Raw genomic sequence first — 13,700 nt, 5'->3', positions numbered from 1 at the left:
GCTACTGCTCCATTCCGTCTAAATTGAGAAAAAGCGACGGTAGATTCACCGTCGCTTCCGTATCGTTATATGCTGCTTCGCGAGAAGCAGCTTTTATCATTAAAGAACTTTCGATTGACCGGAGTAGATAACGCCAGTCTCAGCGTATACCGTTACTTCCATGCCGTCTTTGAGCAACTCCGTCGCTTCAGCAACGCCTAGAATAACCGGGATCCCTACATTAAGACCAACAACTGCCGTATGGCTCGTAATGCCGCCTTGTTCCGTAATAACAGCGGCTGCAAGCTCGATTGCAGGCATATATTCTTTGTCTGTCGCTACAGCAACAAGAATGGAGCCTTTTGTCGTCTTCTCAATCGCTTCTTGAGCAGTGCGCGCGATTACGATTTTGCCGGTAGCCGTTTGGCTTCCGATGCCTTGTCCTTGAGCAAGCAGCTCACCAATGTGGTGAATCTTGATCAGGTTCGTCGTGCCTGCGCGGCCAACTGGAACGCCTGCTGTAATAATAACGGTGTCGCCTAGGCTAAGAAGGCCTGTGCTCATGCCGCCTTTTACGGCATTTTCGAACATTGCGTCCGTCGTATCCGCGTCTTCGCCTTTAACCGGCAATACACCCCAGATAAGCGCAAGACGACGCATAACGCGCTCGTCCGTCGTTACCGCAACGATTGGCGATTTTGGACGGTATTTCGATACCATGCGAGCCGTAAAGCCGCTTTGTGTCGAAGTGATGATCGCTTTCGCGCTAAGGTCAAGAGCGGAGTTCGCTACAGCTTGGCTAACAGCTTCCGTAACGGTAGTTTGTTGAGCGTTCGCTTGTTTCGTGAAGATCTCACGGTATTCAAGAGCCGCTTCAGCGCGCTCTGCAATACGAGCCATCGTTTGAACCGATTCAACCGGGTATTTGCCGGCAGCCGTCTCGCCGGACAACATGATCGCGTCCGTGCCGTCGAAGATCGCGTTCGCTACGTCGCTCGCTTCGGCGCGAGTTGGACGCGGATTGCGTTGCATCGAATCAAGCATTTGCGTAGCCGTGATAACAGGCTTGCCTACGCGATTACATTTTTTGATCATATTTTTTTGAACGAGCGGTACTTCTTCGGCTGGAATCTCAACGCCGAGGTCGCCGCGAGCAACCATAAGACCGTCGGATACTTCAAGAATTTCGTCGAGGTTGTCTACGCCCTCTTGGTTCTCGATTTTCGAGATGATTTGGATGTGGCCCGCGTTATGACGCTCAAGCAGCTCGCGAATTTCAAGAACGTCGCTTGCTTTGCGCACGAAGGAAGCCGCTACGAAGTCGATGCCTTGTTCGATACCGAAAATAATATCGTTCGCATCCTTCTCCGTAATACCTGGCAACGAAATTTTCACGCCTGGAACGTTAACGCCCTTCTTGCTCTTGATTGGGCCATTGTTCACGATACGGCAATGAATTTCAGTGCCTTCAACCGATTCAACCGTTAGACCAATCAGACCGTCGTCGATCAGAACCGTGGAACCAACCGTTACATCGTTCGGCAGATTGCTGTACGTAATCGGAATACGAGTACGGTCGCCGAGGATTTCTTCTGTCGTCAGCGTAATTGCGTCGCCTTGAATGAGCTCGATCGGCTCTTCCTTCAGCTTGCCCAGACGAATTTCCGGACCTTTCGTGTCGAGCAGAACGGCTACGGATGTTCCAAGCTCAGCGTTGGCAAGACGAATGTTTTTAATACGGTTGCCATGCTCTTCGAAGTCGCCGTGCGAGAAGTTAAGACGAGCGACATTCATGCCGGCTTTAATCAATTTCTTTGTGTTTTCCAACGATTCGCTGGACGGTCCGATAGTACAAACGATTTTAGTTTTACGCATGTTCATTTTCCTCCGATTAACGCCTAGTATTCGATATCATGCAAACGCGGCCGCTCCAGCAACTTATTTGGCGAAGCAAGCCGTTTGTTTCTTAATGGTTTCTAAGTATCTTAAGAGCAATCCTCATAAATGCTTAGAAATGGGCAAAAATGAACAACGTATAAGCTTGGCTTATACATTGTTATTTCCTCATTTATAATGACATGATTCACTACTGCTTGTACAGTGAAAAATCATGTCTTTACAGCCTCTTATTGTACGGTTGGCGCTTCCTGCATCGCGAGCTGCTCGGAATCATCCGATTCACTCGCCGCCGCTTCCGCAGAAGGCTCTTGTCCACCGCCAAAACTCGGTTCGTCGCCGGCTGGTTGCTCGCTTACGCGGAACTGGCCGACTTTTCTAAATTTATTGTAACGGTCAAGGACAAGCTCGTCTGGAGTAAGCGCAAGAAGCTGTTCAAGATGCTTCCATAGCTTATCCTTAATTTGCTCTGCCTGGAAGGCCAAGTCGCGATGAGCGCCGCCCTGCGGTTCGGCAATAATATCTTCGATGATGCCGAGCTCCAGCAAATCATTGGCTGTAATTCTCATAGCGGCAGCCGCTTCATCCGCTCTTGAGGCATCCTTCCAAAGGATCGATGCCGCTCCGTTCGGAGAAATGGCCGAATATATCGCATTTTCCAGCATGAGCACCCGGTTGCCGACGCCAAGCGCGAGCGCGCCGCCGCTTCCGCCTTCGCCAATAACGATACAAATGATCGGAACGCCGAAGCTTGCCATCTCGCGGAGATTGCGCGCAATCGCTTCGGATTGTCCGCGCTCCTCTGCCGTATTGCCCGGATATGCGCCCTTTGTATCGATGAACGTAATGATCGGACGCTTGAACTTGTTAGCCTGCTCCATGAAGCGCAATGCTTTGCGGAAGCCCTCAGGATGCGGACTGCCGAAGAATCGAGCGATGTTATCGCGCGTATCCTTGCCCCGTTGATGACCAATAACCGTAACCGGAATACCGTTCAGCTTCGCAAGTCCGCCGACAATCGCAAGATCGTCCGCGAACAGACGGTCACCGTGCAGCTCCATGAAATCGGTGAACACTGCGTTAATGAAATCCAGCGAGGTCGGACGCTGATGATGACGCGCCATATGCATACGTTGAGCTGGAGTCAGTTCACTGTACAGCTCTTGCTCCATCCGTTTGCACTTTTCCTCCAAAATAAGGATTTCATCGGTGAAGTCAATTCCCTTTTCCTCGCTAAGCGCCTTCAGTTCAGTTACTTTTTGGCGTAAATCATAGATCGGTTTCTCAAAAGGCAACTCACCCGCCATGGGATGCTCCCTCCCTTACACAATGCATATCGAGCAGCTTCGTTAACGTTGATTTCATATCCTTGCGATGCACAACCTTGTCGAGCTGTCCGTGCTGCAGATTGAATTCTGCCGTTTGGAAGTTGTCAGGAAGCTTCTGGCGAATCGTTTGTTCGATGACGACACGTCCGGCAAAGCCAACGCGCGCGCCGGGCTCGGCCAATATATAATCGCCCAAGCTTGCGAAGCTCGCGGATACGCCGCCCATTGTCGGATCCGTGAATACCGAAATGTACAAGCCGCCTGCACCTTGGAACCGGGACAAAGCCGCGCTTGTTTTCGCCATTTGCATGAGGCTAAGAATACTCTCTTGCATCCGCGCGCCGCTTGAGGTCGAGAATATAAGAAGCGGCAACTGCTTCGCATGAGCCGCTTCGATCGCGCGCGTAATTTTTTCCCCGACGACTGAGCCCATGCTGCCTGTGAAGAAATCAAAGCTCATGACGCAGATTACGACTGGAAAACCACCGATTGTACCTTCACCGGTAATGACGCCGTCGCGCAGATTCGTCTTGCTCTTCTGCTGCTCCAGCTTGCTTGCATATCCCGGGAAGCCAAGCGGGTCAACCGATTCCATATTGGCGTCATACTCGGTCAATTGCCCGTCATCAAGCGTCATAGCGACTCGTTCCCACGCGCTGAGCATATTGTGATGCCCGCAGGAGGAACAAACCTTTAAGTTCTTCTCAAGTTCCTTGCTATACTGAATATTGCCGCATTTCGAACACTTATTCATTAATCCTTCAGGTATATCGCGTTTTGAAGGCCGCTCCGATGGAACGGTTGCATACTTCTTCTTCGTAAATAGATCTTTAATTTGCACGTGTGACACCTCTCAAGGCGCAATAGTATAGAGCAATCCGTTACAGACGCATAATGGAATTTAGTACTTCCTGCACTTCTTCCAATTCGCCGGACGGAACCAATATCTCGTATTGCTGTTTGGACAGATTTACAGAGCGAATTTTCACAAGGAAACCTTCCTCCGTCAGCCGCTTCTTGATGTTATCTGCGATTTTTGCTGTTTGTGCGATATAGATGACCGTCCACATCATGGTACCTCCTGAAAACTTTGCAGCCCGCAAAGTTCACTTCGTAAGCTTAGCTAATTCCCGGTAACAGGCCATATGATGTCACAATGATACCATAGTCATGGCGAATCCGGCAAATCATATCGAAGCGCCTTCGGGTCCTGATGGGCGATTCTGGCAGATGCGGCGGCGGCTAATCCCGCAACCAGATCGTCCAAAAACACATGAATTTTCTCGCCTTTTACGTTCAACTGACGAATAATGCCGGGTTTTACTTTATCTAAATATCCGAAGCTCGTCAACCCAATCATGCCGTATACATTCGTAATGCCCAGCGCCAGCGTCTCATCTACGCCAAATAATGACTCATCCGTTTCCATAATGGCCTGGAGCGGCTCTGGCAGAAGTTTCTTCTCCGCCAGTTCGTCAAGCGCAATGCCCGTGAACAGCACATATTGCACTTCTCGTTTTGCAAGAACCGCTCTGACGCTCTCTTCACAATCTTCCATCGTCAAATCGGAATTGTACGGAAGCTGCAGCATATAGACAATTTCTGTTATATCGGCAACCGCCACGCCACGCTTCAGAAGCCATTTCTCTATTCCGGTCATACGGCTATCCCTCCCGCTGATGCTTGTATGCTTGTACGTAACCACGCTGATCCGAGCAGCCCGGCCGCTCCTAATCGGTTCTAGATAGCAGGCCATATCCGCTTGTATCTCTAAACATATGCGGGTACAAGCCGTTACGTGCATATAGTGACGGGAAAGTTTAGCAATAAAATGACAAGTGCTGCTTCGTTGCCATGAAAATAAAAAAATAGCGCAATAAGCTTGCGCTATTTCCGACATACGACCGCTATCCAACGGAATAACGAAAATTTCTGTCGCAATTTTTTTCGGCCAAAACTTACATTCTGCCCCTGTTACCTTACTACGATCGCCCCTTCGCCGAGCAGCGCTTCGATTTCGCTGAAAAGCTTCGGCGATGGCTTAACGCTGTACGCCTCGCTGAGCGCGCGCGACTTCTGGTCGCGTTCATAGAACAGCACCGTATCGAGCGTGCCATGGTGCGCAGTCAGCACCGCCTTTAGTTTATCCAGCGTGCCGGTCTGATCATTAGCCTCAGTTACTTTAATATAGACCCGCTGCTTCTTGCGCTCTTGAGCAGGCTTAACAGGAATGCTAGCGCTCACTGCGGCAGTTCCAGCAGGCTGAGCCTTATGCTGTTCGACAGCAGTACCCTGAGCGGAGTTCTCGTTGGTCGCATTATTGTTCACGCTAGGCGCGGCGCTCGATCTCGTTGTCGTCTGAGCGGTCCCATACGGCCGAGCCGCGCGCCTTGCCGCCTGTCCCTGCAGCTTCCGAACCTCGTAAGCAAGATTAAGCTCGGGGCGGCCCAGAGGAACGACATCTTCCACGATCAGCTTGAAGTCATCATCCTGCTGCTGCACGGTCGCTTGCATAATGACGAGTCCGCCCTTCTCAAGCTTGCTCTCGCACCGCTTCCATACGGCAGGGAAGACGACGGCTTCAACCCGCATGATGCGATCCTCCACCTCAAGGAAGCCCATCGCATTGCCTTTCTTATTCGTGAACGGCTTCAACGAAACGATCATTGCGCTAATTATGGCGGCCGCTCCGTCCTTCGCCTCGCTCAGATCGACAAGCCGATCCAATCCGAGCGGCTCCAGCTGCGAATCCATCGCGTCAAGCGGATGGCCCGACAAGTACAGGCCGAGCAGATCACGTTCGAGATCGAGCTGCTGACTCGTCGTATATGGCGGGACGTCCGGCATCTCCACGTCCCAGTTCTGCACCTCGTCGAAGCCGAAGCTGAACATGTCGATTTGGAGCTCTTCCCGCTCCTTGCGCCATTTCTGCGCGGCTTCCACCGTCTCCTCGAGCGCGCTAAGCTGCTGCGACCGATGACCGGGCAGCGAGTCGCATGCGCCTGATTGAATAAGCGACTCCAGTACGCGTTTATTCACAACGCGCAGGTCGACGCGACGACATAAATCGAGCAAGCTGTCGAATGGCCTTTCCTCGCGCACCTTCGATAACGCTTCAATCGCTTGCGTGCCTACGTTCTTAATCGAAGCCAAGCCGAAACGAACGGACTTCAAGGCCGGCGTGAAGGAAACGCCGCTCTCGTTCACGTCCGGCGGCAGCACCTCAATGCCCATACGCCGGCATTCGTCGACATATTCCGCTGTTTTCCACTGATTGCCGGTAACCGAAGCAAGCATGGACGCCATGAACGGAACCGGATAATGCGCCTTCAGCCATGCCGTTTGGAAGGCCAATACGCCATAAGCGGCAGCATGCGCGCGCGGGAAGCCGTAATCTGCGAAACGAACGATCATATCGTATACGAGGTTCGCCTCCGCTTCCGAATAGCCCTGCGACAAGCTGCCCTTCACGAAATGCGCCCGCTCCTCGTCCAGCACCTCGCGTTTCTTCTTCGATACCGCTCGGCGAAGCAGATCGGCTTCGCCGAGCGAGAAACCCGCCATTAGCGAGGCAATCTGCATAATCTGCTCTTGATACACAATGATGCCGTACGTATCAGCTAAGATCGGCTCCAAAGACGGATGCGGATATTGAACCTGGACAAGTCCGTGCTTGCCTTGAATATATTTCGGAATAAACTCCATCGGACCGGGACGGTAAAGTGCCAGCACCGATACGATGTCCTCGAATTCCGAAGGCTTCATCTCGCGCAGCACGCGTCTCACGCCCGTCGACTCGAGTTGGAATATCCCCGTTGTATCACCTCTACCGAGCATTGCATACGTCAGTTCATCATTGTCGTTCACATTGCGAAAGTCAATTTCCTTCCCGTGCTGCTGCTTGATCCAGGACAACGTACGCTCCAGAATCGACAGCGTCCGAAGTCCTAGGAAGTCCATCTTCAGCAACCCGATCGCTTCCAGATGCTCCATGGAATATTGCGTCAGCGGAATCTGCTCGCTGCCTTCCTGAAGCGGCGCATAATGCGTCAACGGCTCGCGTGAGATGACTACGCCAGCAGCATGGGTCGAGGCGTGACGCGGCATGCCCTCCACCTTCATCGCCATCTTAAGCATGGCATCCGTCTTCGGCTGCCGCGCGCAAGCTTCTTGCAGCTCCGTGCTCGTCCGAAGCGCTTCCTCCAGCGTGATGCCCAGCTGATGCGGAATGAGCTTGGCAGCCCGGTCTACCTCATGAAGCGGAACGCTCATCGCTCTGCCGACGTCGCGCACCGCAGCCTTCGCCGCCATCGTACCGAATGTTATGATCTGTGCAACATGCTCTTCCCCATATTTGGCGGCTACGTACGCAATAACCTCGTCACGCCGCTCATCATTGAAGTCGATATCAATATCCGGCATGGTGATCCGTTCGGGATTAAGAAAACGTTCGAACAACAGCTTGTATTTGATAGGATCGACATCCGTAATACGAAGCGTATAGGCGACAAGGCTGCCTGCCGAAGATCCGCGGCCAGGTCCTGTCCGGATGCCTCGTTCATGCGAGAATCGGATGAAATCCCACACGATTAGAAAGTAATCGCTGAAGCCCATATTCTCGATGACGGACAGCTCATAAGCAAGGCGATTCTCTACCTTGGAGCGGTATTCCGCATCACTGGCCCATTCGGGCAATCCCGCATAGCGGGCTTGCAGCCCGTCGCTGCATAACGCAGCCAAGTAAGCAGACGAGCTCATCCCTGCCGGCACCGGCCGAAATACAGGCAGCGGCGCCCGGCCCAGCGTCAGCTCAAGCGAGCATTTGTCTGCGATCTCGAGCGTGTGGGCAACCGCTTCCGGAACATGGCGGTACATCGTCGCCATCTCCGCGGGGCTCTTCATGTAGAGCTGATTCGTCAGCATCCGCATCCGGTCCGTATCTTGGGTCGTCTTGCCTGTGCCAATACAGAGTAAGACATCCTGCACTTCAGCGTCCTCCGGACGCAAATAATGTACATCATTCGTCGCTACAAGCTTGATGCCCGTCTCCTTCGACAAAGCGATTATAGCGGCCGCTACTTTCTTCTGTTCAAGCATGCCGTGGTCCTGGAGCTCCAGATAGAAGTCATCGCCGAATATATCGCGATAGCGCAGCGCTGCTGCCTTCGCTTCCTCGGGACGGTCATACAGCAGATGCTGCGAGACTTCGCCATGCAAGCATGAGCTTAGGCATACAAGCCCCTCCGCATGTGCGCGCAGCGACTCCATATCGACTCTCGGCTTATAGTGAAAACCTTCCAGGTGGGCAATCGAGCTTAATTTCATTAGATTGCGATAGCCGGTCTCGTTCTTCGCCAGCACAATCAAATGGTAGTTCGGATTTTCCTTACGCGTTCCCTTATCCTGCCGATGCCCTGCCGTATAATAAAGCTCGCAGCCGATAATCGGCTTAATGCCTTGCGCACGGCATGCGCGATAGAACGGTATCGCTCCGTACATGACGCCGTGATCCGTTAACGCAAGTGCCTTCATTCCGAGCTCTGACGCCCGTGAGACTAGATCGCGAATGCGCGCTGCTCCGTCTAGCAAACTGTATTCGCTGTGCACATGCAAGTGCACGAAAGATGCGGAACTCACCTCGTTCATCGCGCACACCCCCTCTCGTCCAAATCGAAATCATTAGCTCTATTTTATCATAATAGACACCTAGACGCCCATAGAATGGTAGCAAGAGCCGGACAGGCCGCATGTAAGGGTTGAATAGACTGCTTAGATCGCAGATTTGCAACAGAACATTTCAGGAGGGTGTGCGTGCTTATGAGTTACTTTTTGTCCAAAGCCGGACTAGACTTCTTCATAGCATTCGGTGTTGTAATCGGAGGCTCGATGCTGGCGGGAATCGGTTCCGTGTTCATGTTGCTGCCTCCCGCGGTAACGATGCTGGATACGGCAGCAAGGCTGAAAATATGGGCAATCGTCGCCGCAATCGGCGGCTCTATCGATCCGGTTCGCGTCATCGAGAGCAACATCGCACAAGGTCAGCTGTCGCCTGCCGCCCAACAAATTTGCTTCATCATCATTGCATTTCTCGGGGCTCATCTAGCTACGGAGCTCGTTCGTTTAATATGCAGGGGGACAGCTTAGCCGATGCGATTGCCTCCATTCGACCGTTTCGTAAGGGGACTTCAATTGGCTGGGGTGCTTATGCTGGGCATGCTTATCGGGGCGATCGTCTATAATTCGTTCTATATCGCGCAATTCGAGAGGATTGTCAGTCTGAAGAGTGAGCTTGAGGTGCAGTTGGAGCAATACGAGCAGGATATTAAGCATTTGAAAGAGTTCAAAAATCAGCATACCGTCATCAAGGGCATTATTCCGAGAATCGAAACCGAGGCAGGGCAAAATTCAGCAAAGCCGAACTTGGACAAAGTGGCCGAGGCCGAGCTCATTAAGCGCATTAAGGAGGATCTGACCCCTTATATCGGCAAAAGCATTTATGACATCGACTCTGACGCCCAATTCGCGCGCAGATTGCTCGGACGAATTGACTATAACGATGTGTATGGGAAGGAGTATACGGTTGAGGTCAAGACGATGCTCGTCGTCGACAACGTCCTGCATTTATGGGTTAACGTGCGCTACTCGGCGAAATCACCGTCATAGGCATAGATTGGCCATTCGTGGTACAATCGAAGGTAGCTTAAGAACTTGTTTGAAGGAGTGGCTTGCAAAATGGATCAACTGCTGCAATGGCTGTTATTGCCTTGCATTCTCATTACTCTCGTGTTATCCGTCGTATTCAGCCTCAAGTCGCGGCGCGGAACGGACGCCAAGCTGCGCGGCATGAACGCAGCCAAGATGAATATCAGCATGGGCGTCATGCTAATGTTTATTGCGCTGGTCCAATTGTTCCTGTCGAATGAATCGACCGTGCGCATCGTAATCGGCTCGTTATTTCTTGTGCTTGGCGTATTCAATCTATTCGCAGGCTTGCGTAATCTAAGCGTATATCGCACGATGAAGGGCTGATGCCCTTCTCTCGCACCGTACCGCGATCATCTATACTCATGGATGGACCGTCAATACGGATCAATCATCTGGGCCGTCATCATCGCCTTGGCGGCCAGTCCTTGATTGTCGTTCACTTCAATCTCCAGCTTCGTAAACTTGCGGCTCATCTCGAGCGCTCTTGGAATGATCGTAATTTCACGATCGATCTGAACAGGCCTTACGTAATAGGTCGTCATACTCTCCATGGAATAGTCCCGCTTGATCGTCTCCCTAATCATCTTCCTGGCCGCTTGCGTCATTAGCGTCGCCAGCACCCCTTCCGATACCATGCCAAGCGCTCCCGACATCTGAGGCGTAATCGCCCCCTTATACATGATGCCAAGCTCATGCTGCCCTTGAACGGCCGAGGCCATGAAGCCTGTCCACATTAAATCTTCGAACGTCTCGCCCGACTGCGGCTGCTTGCCAGCGAAACGCATAGCGTCAAGCACCTCTTGTCTCGTTACAACGCCCAACAGCTTGCGATGCCGGTCAACGATCGGCAGCAGATCAATGCCTTCGGCAGCCATCGTATGCGCGGCAGACGGTACCGTAATGTTCGGCGCTGCCGTGATCGGATGTTTCGTCATGAGACGTTCCACTTCACCCTCATCAGGAGCTCCGACGGCATCCTTGGCCGTCATCATACCGACTACCTTGCCCCGCTCGTCTACAACCGGAAATCTTGAATAGCCGCACTCGCGTGACAGCTTATGATAATCGAACACGGTAGCGCCTACCCGAAGTACATCCGCCGGACGGCTGAACGTAACGATATCTTCGATCAGCATAATCTTGCGCTTGATTAATCGATCGTACATCGCGCGGTTAATCATCGAAGCGACAGTGAAAGTATCATGCCGCGATGAAATGATCGGCAAAGCGCGATCATCCGCTAGCGCAATGACTTCCTCGCTGGGCTCGAAACCGCCCGTAATGAGTACGCCTGCCCCTTCTTCCAGCGCGCACCTGTGAGCACCGACGCGGTTGCCGACAATAAGCAGGCTACCTTCATCGATATAACGTAGCATCGCGTCAAGCTCCATAGCGCCGATTACGAATTTATGGAGCGTCTTCTCCAGGCCCGCTGCCCCACCGTATAGACGTCCCTCAACAATCTCCGCCACTTCACCGAAAGTCAACTGATCGAGCGCTTCGCGCCGTTTGCGGTCAATGCGCACCGTTCCTATTCTTTCCTTCGTACTGACGAGACCGGCAGCCTCTGCTTCCTTAAACGCTTTGTATGCCGTGCCCTCGCTTACGCCAAGCGCCTTCGCAATCGGTCGCACCGACAATTTCGTTCCGATCTTCAAATTCTGAATATATTGCAGCACTTGCTCGTGTTTCGTGCTGTTGTCATGGCTAGATCCGCTTGAAGTCATTGTTATTCCTCCGTCCAACCTTTCATCGTCTTCCTCCATTATAAGAGATAGGACCGTGAAAAGTCATGTAAAGCGGAGTCGGCTTAATGATACCACTCGATCTCGACCCGCTCGACCTTAATATCCGCGTTCACCTGCTGTCCGTGTACACCGAGCAGCTTCCATTTCTTGAACAGCTGATTCATCGATTGGACGCTGATTGCCTCCTCGGCACCGTTCATAACGAATTTCTGCCAATCATATTCAATAGGAATCGGGTACCTAGCCGAATGTATAAGGTGATTATCGACTCGAACAGCCTGCGGCGGAATTTCCTCGCACACGCTCGAGAACAGGAATGAGCTTTGCTCGCTATGCGGCCTTGCAATCATATCTGAATTCAATTGCATGATGTATTCGACAATTTGTGTATGTGGATTGACACGGCAACTGAACGACCCTGACGCTGTTGCGGCCTTCTCGACCTTGTGCGACATTTTATACTTAAAGCTGACAACGAAGGGAACCATGCAATAATAGGCCCGTACTTTTCTGAAAAACTCGAATTCATCAACCATTGTTAGCCTCCCTCCGCCAAACGGCCCTATTTCATTATCTTACCACTATTAACTCAATTGGTAAATTACTCCTTAACAGACAATGATAATAATAGAGTGATACTTTTTTACACAATTATAGTAAAGAGTACCTCCCTCCGTCAATGACTATAGTCACTTTTTTAAGTACATCCTATAGACAGTTGTTGTACTTGCATGAAAGAACTATCGTTAGGCTGGGGTGACTTAAATGAGTGGAATTTCGAAGCTTATCGGAGAAAATATACGGTCGCATCGCAGAAGAAAAGGGCTGAGCCAAGAGCAGCTTGCGCTTCGCGCCGAAATAAACGCCTCTTACATGGGACAAGTCGAACGCGGCGAGAAAAATCCGACCATTGATGTGCTTGCCAAGATTGCAGCCGCGCTCCAGACGCCGCTTGAGCATATCGTTAATATCGACGACTCCTTGCCGCGCGCAGCAGATGGCGGCGGCGATTATGCGGACAAGATCGCCCTTCAATTGAACGGTCTGACTGCGCGAGAGCAGGAAGCGGTATACAAATTCGTAAAGCAGCTCGTTCAATTCAAAGATACCAAATAGTAACTGTAGCCAAAATGCAACAAAAAGAAGACCTAGAGCGCTTATTAGCGAGCTGCTAGGTCTTCTTCTTGTCCACATGCGAGACATTGCTCTGCGCAAGATGTCTTATCCGTTAACGCGACTGTTTCGCGACTGATTTCCGTTGCATCATCTTCCGCTCCATAAGCACGTACTTCGCTCTCTTGATTCTCGCCAGCTCCTTGCGCTTCTCCTCGTCCATCAGCAGCAATTCGTTCACGTTCGCCGTTACGACCAGCAGCGCGAGCGCTACCCAGATGTATCCGAAGACGCTTGATACGCTAAGCGGGTCGCCGAGCTCAAGACGCGGCAGCGCGTAGACGAGCATCGCTAGCGCAAGCAGCAAATAGAGCACATGACGGGCTCTCCCCGAAAACATAGCCTTCAACTCCTTCATCCTCATATGCGTCCGACCTGTCACCCTCGTCCGCATTATTAGGGTATGAACAAGCTTGGCCGGATATGACTCTATCCCGCGATTGCCTTCAGAACGTCGTTCAGCAATCGATTAATATCCTCGAATACGACCGCAAGCTGCCGCTCTGCCTCTAGGACGCTGGCAATTAACGGATTTCCCGCGATCTCTTCATACAGCTTCGTAATCGACGCCATCTCCGCTTCGGTCGGTTCTTCGCCGCTCATCATTTTCTGCTGAAGCTCCATCTGGCGCTCCCGGAAGCCTTCCATGATCCGTGAAGCCTCAGGATCGGCCTCCATTGCCCGTTTAGCTGTCTTCAACTGCTCCGCCTCGCTGCTATCCTTAAGTGCTTTCGCTAGATCATAAGCTTTGTCATATACATTCATTGGATCGACTCCTCGTTCGTTTTTTTCGATTCACAAAGGCTAGATGTCCTCATATGATAAATTAATTCGTGTTAAATACCTATTTTCGTTCCCAACCACCCGTTAT

At 51.8% G+C, this 13,700-nt stretch carries 14 protein-coding genes; 4 read left to right on the top strand and 10 right to left on the bottom strand.

All coding sequences use genetic code 11. The features are described from left to right. Positions 1-99: 99 nt before the first annotated feature. The 6 genes from pyk to AC0YN0_RS01785 form a co-directional block, all read right to left on the bottom strand. Entirely contained in the window at positions 100-1,854 is a 1,755-nt protein-coding gene (gene pyk, locus AC0YN0_RS01810; RefSeq protein ID WP_442050491.1) for a pyruvate kinase, read from the bottom strand. Positions 1,855-2,105: 251 nt separating this feature from the next. Beyond that, the gene (locus AC0YN0_RS01805; RefSeq protein WP_475819745.1) at positions 2,106-3,182 is read right to left on the bottom strand and encodes an acetyl-CoA carboxylase carboxyltransferase subunit alpha; all 1,077 of its coding nucleotides are present in this window, start codon (positions 3,180-3,182) and stop codon (positions 2,106-2,108) included. After that, positions 3,172-4,044 (bottom strand): acetyl-CoA carboxylase, carboxyltransferase subunit beta, encoded by an 873-nt coding sequence (accD, locus tag AC0YN0_RS01800; protein WP_337099609.1) that lies wholly within the window; start codon positions 4,042-4,044, stop codon positions 3,172-3,174. The genes AC0YN0_RS01805 and accD overlap by 11 nt, the downstream gene beginning before the upstream one ends. Before the next feature lie 40 nt (positions 4,045-4,084). Then, positions 4,085-4,273 (bottom strand): glutamate decarboxylase, encoded by a 189-nt coding sequence (locus tag AC0YN0_RS01795; protein ID WP_307200428.1) that lies wholly within the window; start codon positions 4,271-4,273, stop codon positions 4,085-4,087. Between the two features lie 98 nt (positions 4,274-4,371). Continuing rightward, positions 4,372-4,863, bottom strand: a complete 492-nt coding sequence (locus tag AC0YN0_RS01790) for a phosphatidylglycerophosphatase A family protein (RefSeq protein WP_337099610.1) — start codon at positions 4,861-4,863, stop codon at positions 4,372-4,374. Positions 4,864-5,177: 314 nt separating this feature from the next. Further along, positions 5,178-8,849 (bottom strand): DNA polymerase III subunit alpha, encoded by a 3,672-nt coding sequence (locus AC0YN0_RS01785; protein ID WP_475819744.1) that lies wholly within the window; start codon positions 8,847-8,849, stop codon positions 5,178-5,180. A gap of 171 nt (positions 8,850-9,020) precedes the next feature. Here AC0YN0_RS01785 and AC0YN0_RS01780 point away from each other — a divergent pair, with 171 nt between their 5' ends. The 3 genes from AC0YN0_RS01780 to AC0YN0_RS01770 all read left to right on the top strand — a co-directional run bounded on the left by AC0YN0_RS01780 (position 9,021) and on the right by AC0YN0_RS01770 (position 10,232). Beyond that, positions 9,021-9,347 (top strand): YtrH family sporulation protein, encoded by a 327-nt coding sequence (locus AC0YN0_RS01780; protein ID WP_337099612.1) that lies wholly within the window; start codon positions 9,021-9,023, stop codon positions 9,345-9,347. A 3-nt stretch (positions 9,348-9,350) separates the two neighbouring features. Continuing rightward, positions 9,351-9,866: a sporulation membrane protein YtrI gene (locus AC0YN0_RS01775; protein WP_475819743.1), complete on the top strand. Its 516-nt coding sequence runs from the start codon at positions 9,351-9,353 to the stop codon at positions 9,864-9,866. A 69-nt stretch (positions 9,867-9,935) separates the two neighbouring features. Further along, entirely contained in the window at positions 9,936-10,232 is a 297-nt protein-coding gene (locus tag AC0YN0_RS01770) for a YtpI family protein (protein WP_442050485.1), read from the top strand. 50 nt (positions 10,233-10,282) lie between these two features. Here the strand turns inward: AC0YN0_RS01770 and AC0YN0_RS01765 are convergent, their stop codons facing one another. Together AC0YN0_RS01765 and AC0YN0_RS01760 are read right to left on the bottom strand one after the other, a co-directional pair. After that, positions 10,283-11,635, bottom strand: coding sequence for a DRTGG domain-containing protein (locus AC0YN0_RS01765; protein WP_475819742.1), 1,353 nt, complete (start codon positions 11,633-11,635; stop codon positions 10,283-10,285). An 83-nt stretch (positions 11,636-11,718) separates the two neighbouring features. After that, on the bottom strand, positions 11,719-12,192 hold the full coding sequence (locus AC0YN0_RS01760; protein ID WP_475819741.1) for a hypothetical protein: 474 nt from the start codon (positions 12,190-12,192) through the stop codon (positions 11,719-11,721). Between the two features lie 229 nt (positions 12,193-12,421). On the opposite strand from AC0YN0_RS01760, the gene AC0YN0_RS01755 reads away from it, so the two are divergent. Further along, entirely contained in the window at positions 12,422-12,772 is a 351-nt protein-coding gene (locus AC0YN0_RS01755; RefSeq protein ID WP_475819740.1) for a helix-turn-helix domain-containing protein, read from the top strand. A 112-nt stretch (positions 12,773-12,884) separates the two neighbouring features. Here AC0YN0_RS01755 and AC0YN0_RS01750 read toward each other — a convergent pair whose 3' ends face one another. Then, a complete protein-coding gene (locus tag AC0YN0_RS01750; protein ID WP_442050481.1) occupies positions 12,885-13,169 on the bottom strand; it encodes a hypothetical protein in 285 nt (94 codons plus the stop codon). A gap of 89 nt (positions 13,170-13,258) precedes the next feature. Then, positions 13,259-13,594 (bottom strand): YlbF family regulator, encoded by a 336-nt coding sequence (locus AC0YN0_RS01745; protein ID WP_337099619.1) that lies wholly within the window; start codon positions 13,592-13,594, stop codon positions 13,259-13,261. Positions 13,595-13,700 lie beyond the last annotated feature (106 nt).

The sequence above is a fragment of the Paenibacillus sp. J22P218 genome (assembly GCF_056269195.1).
This window is presented reverse-complemented; position numbering and strand designations above follow the sequence as displayed.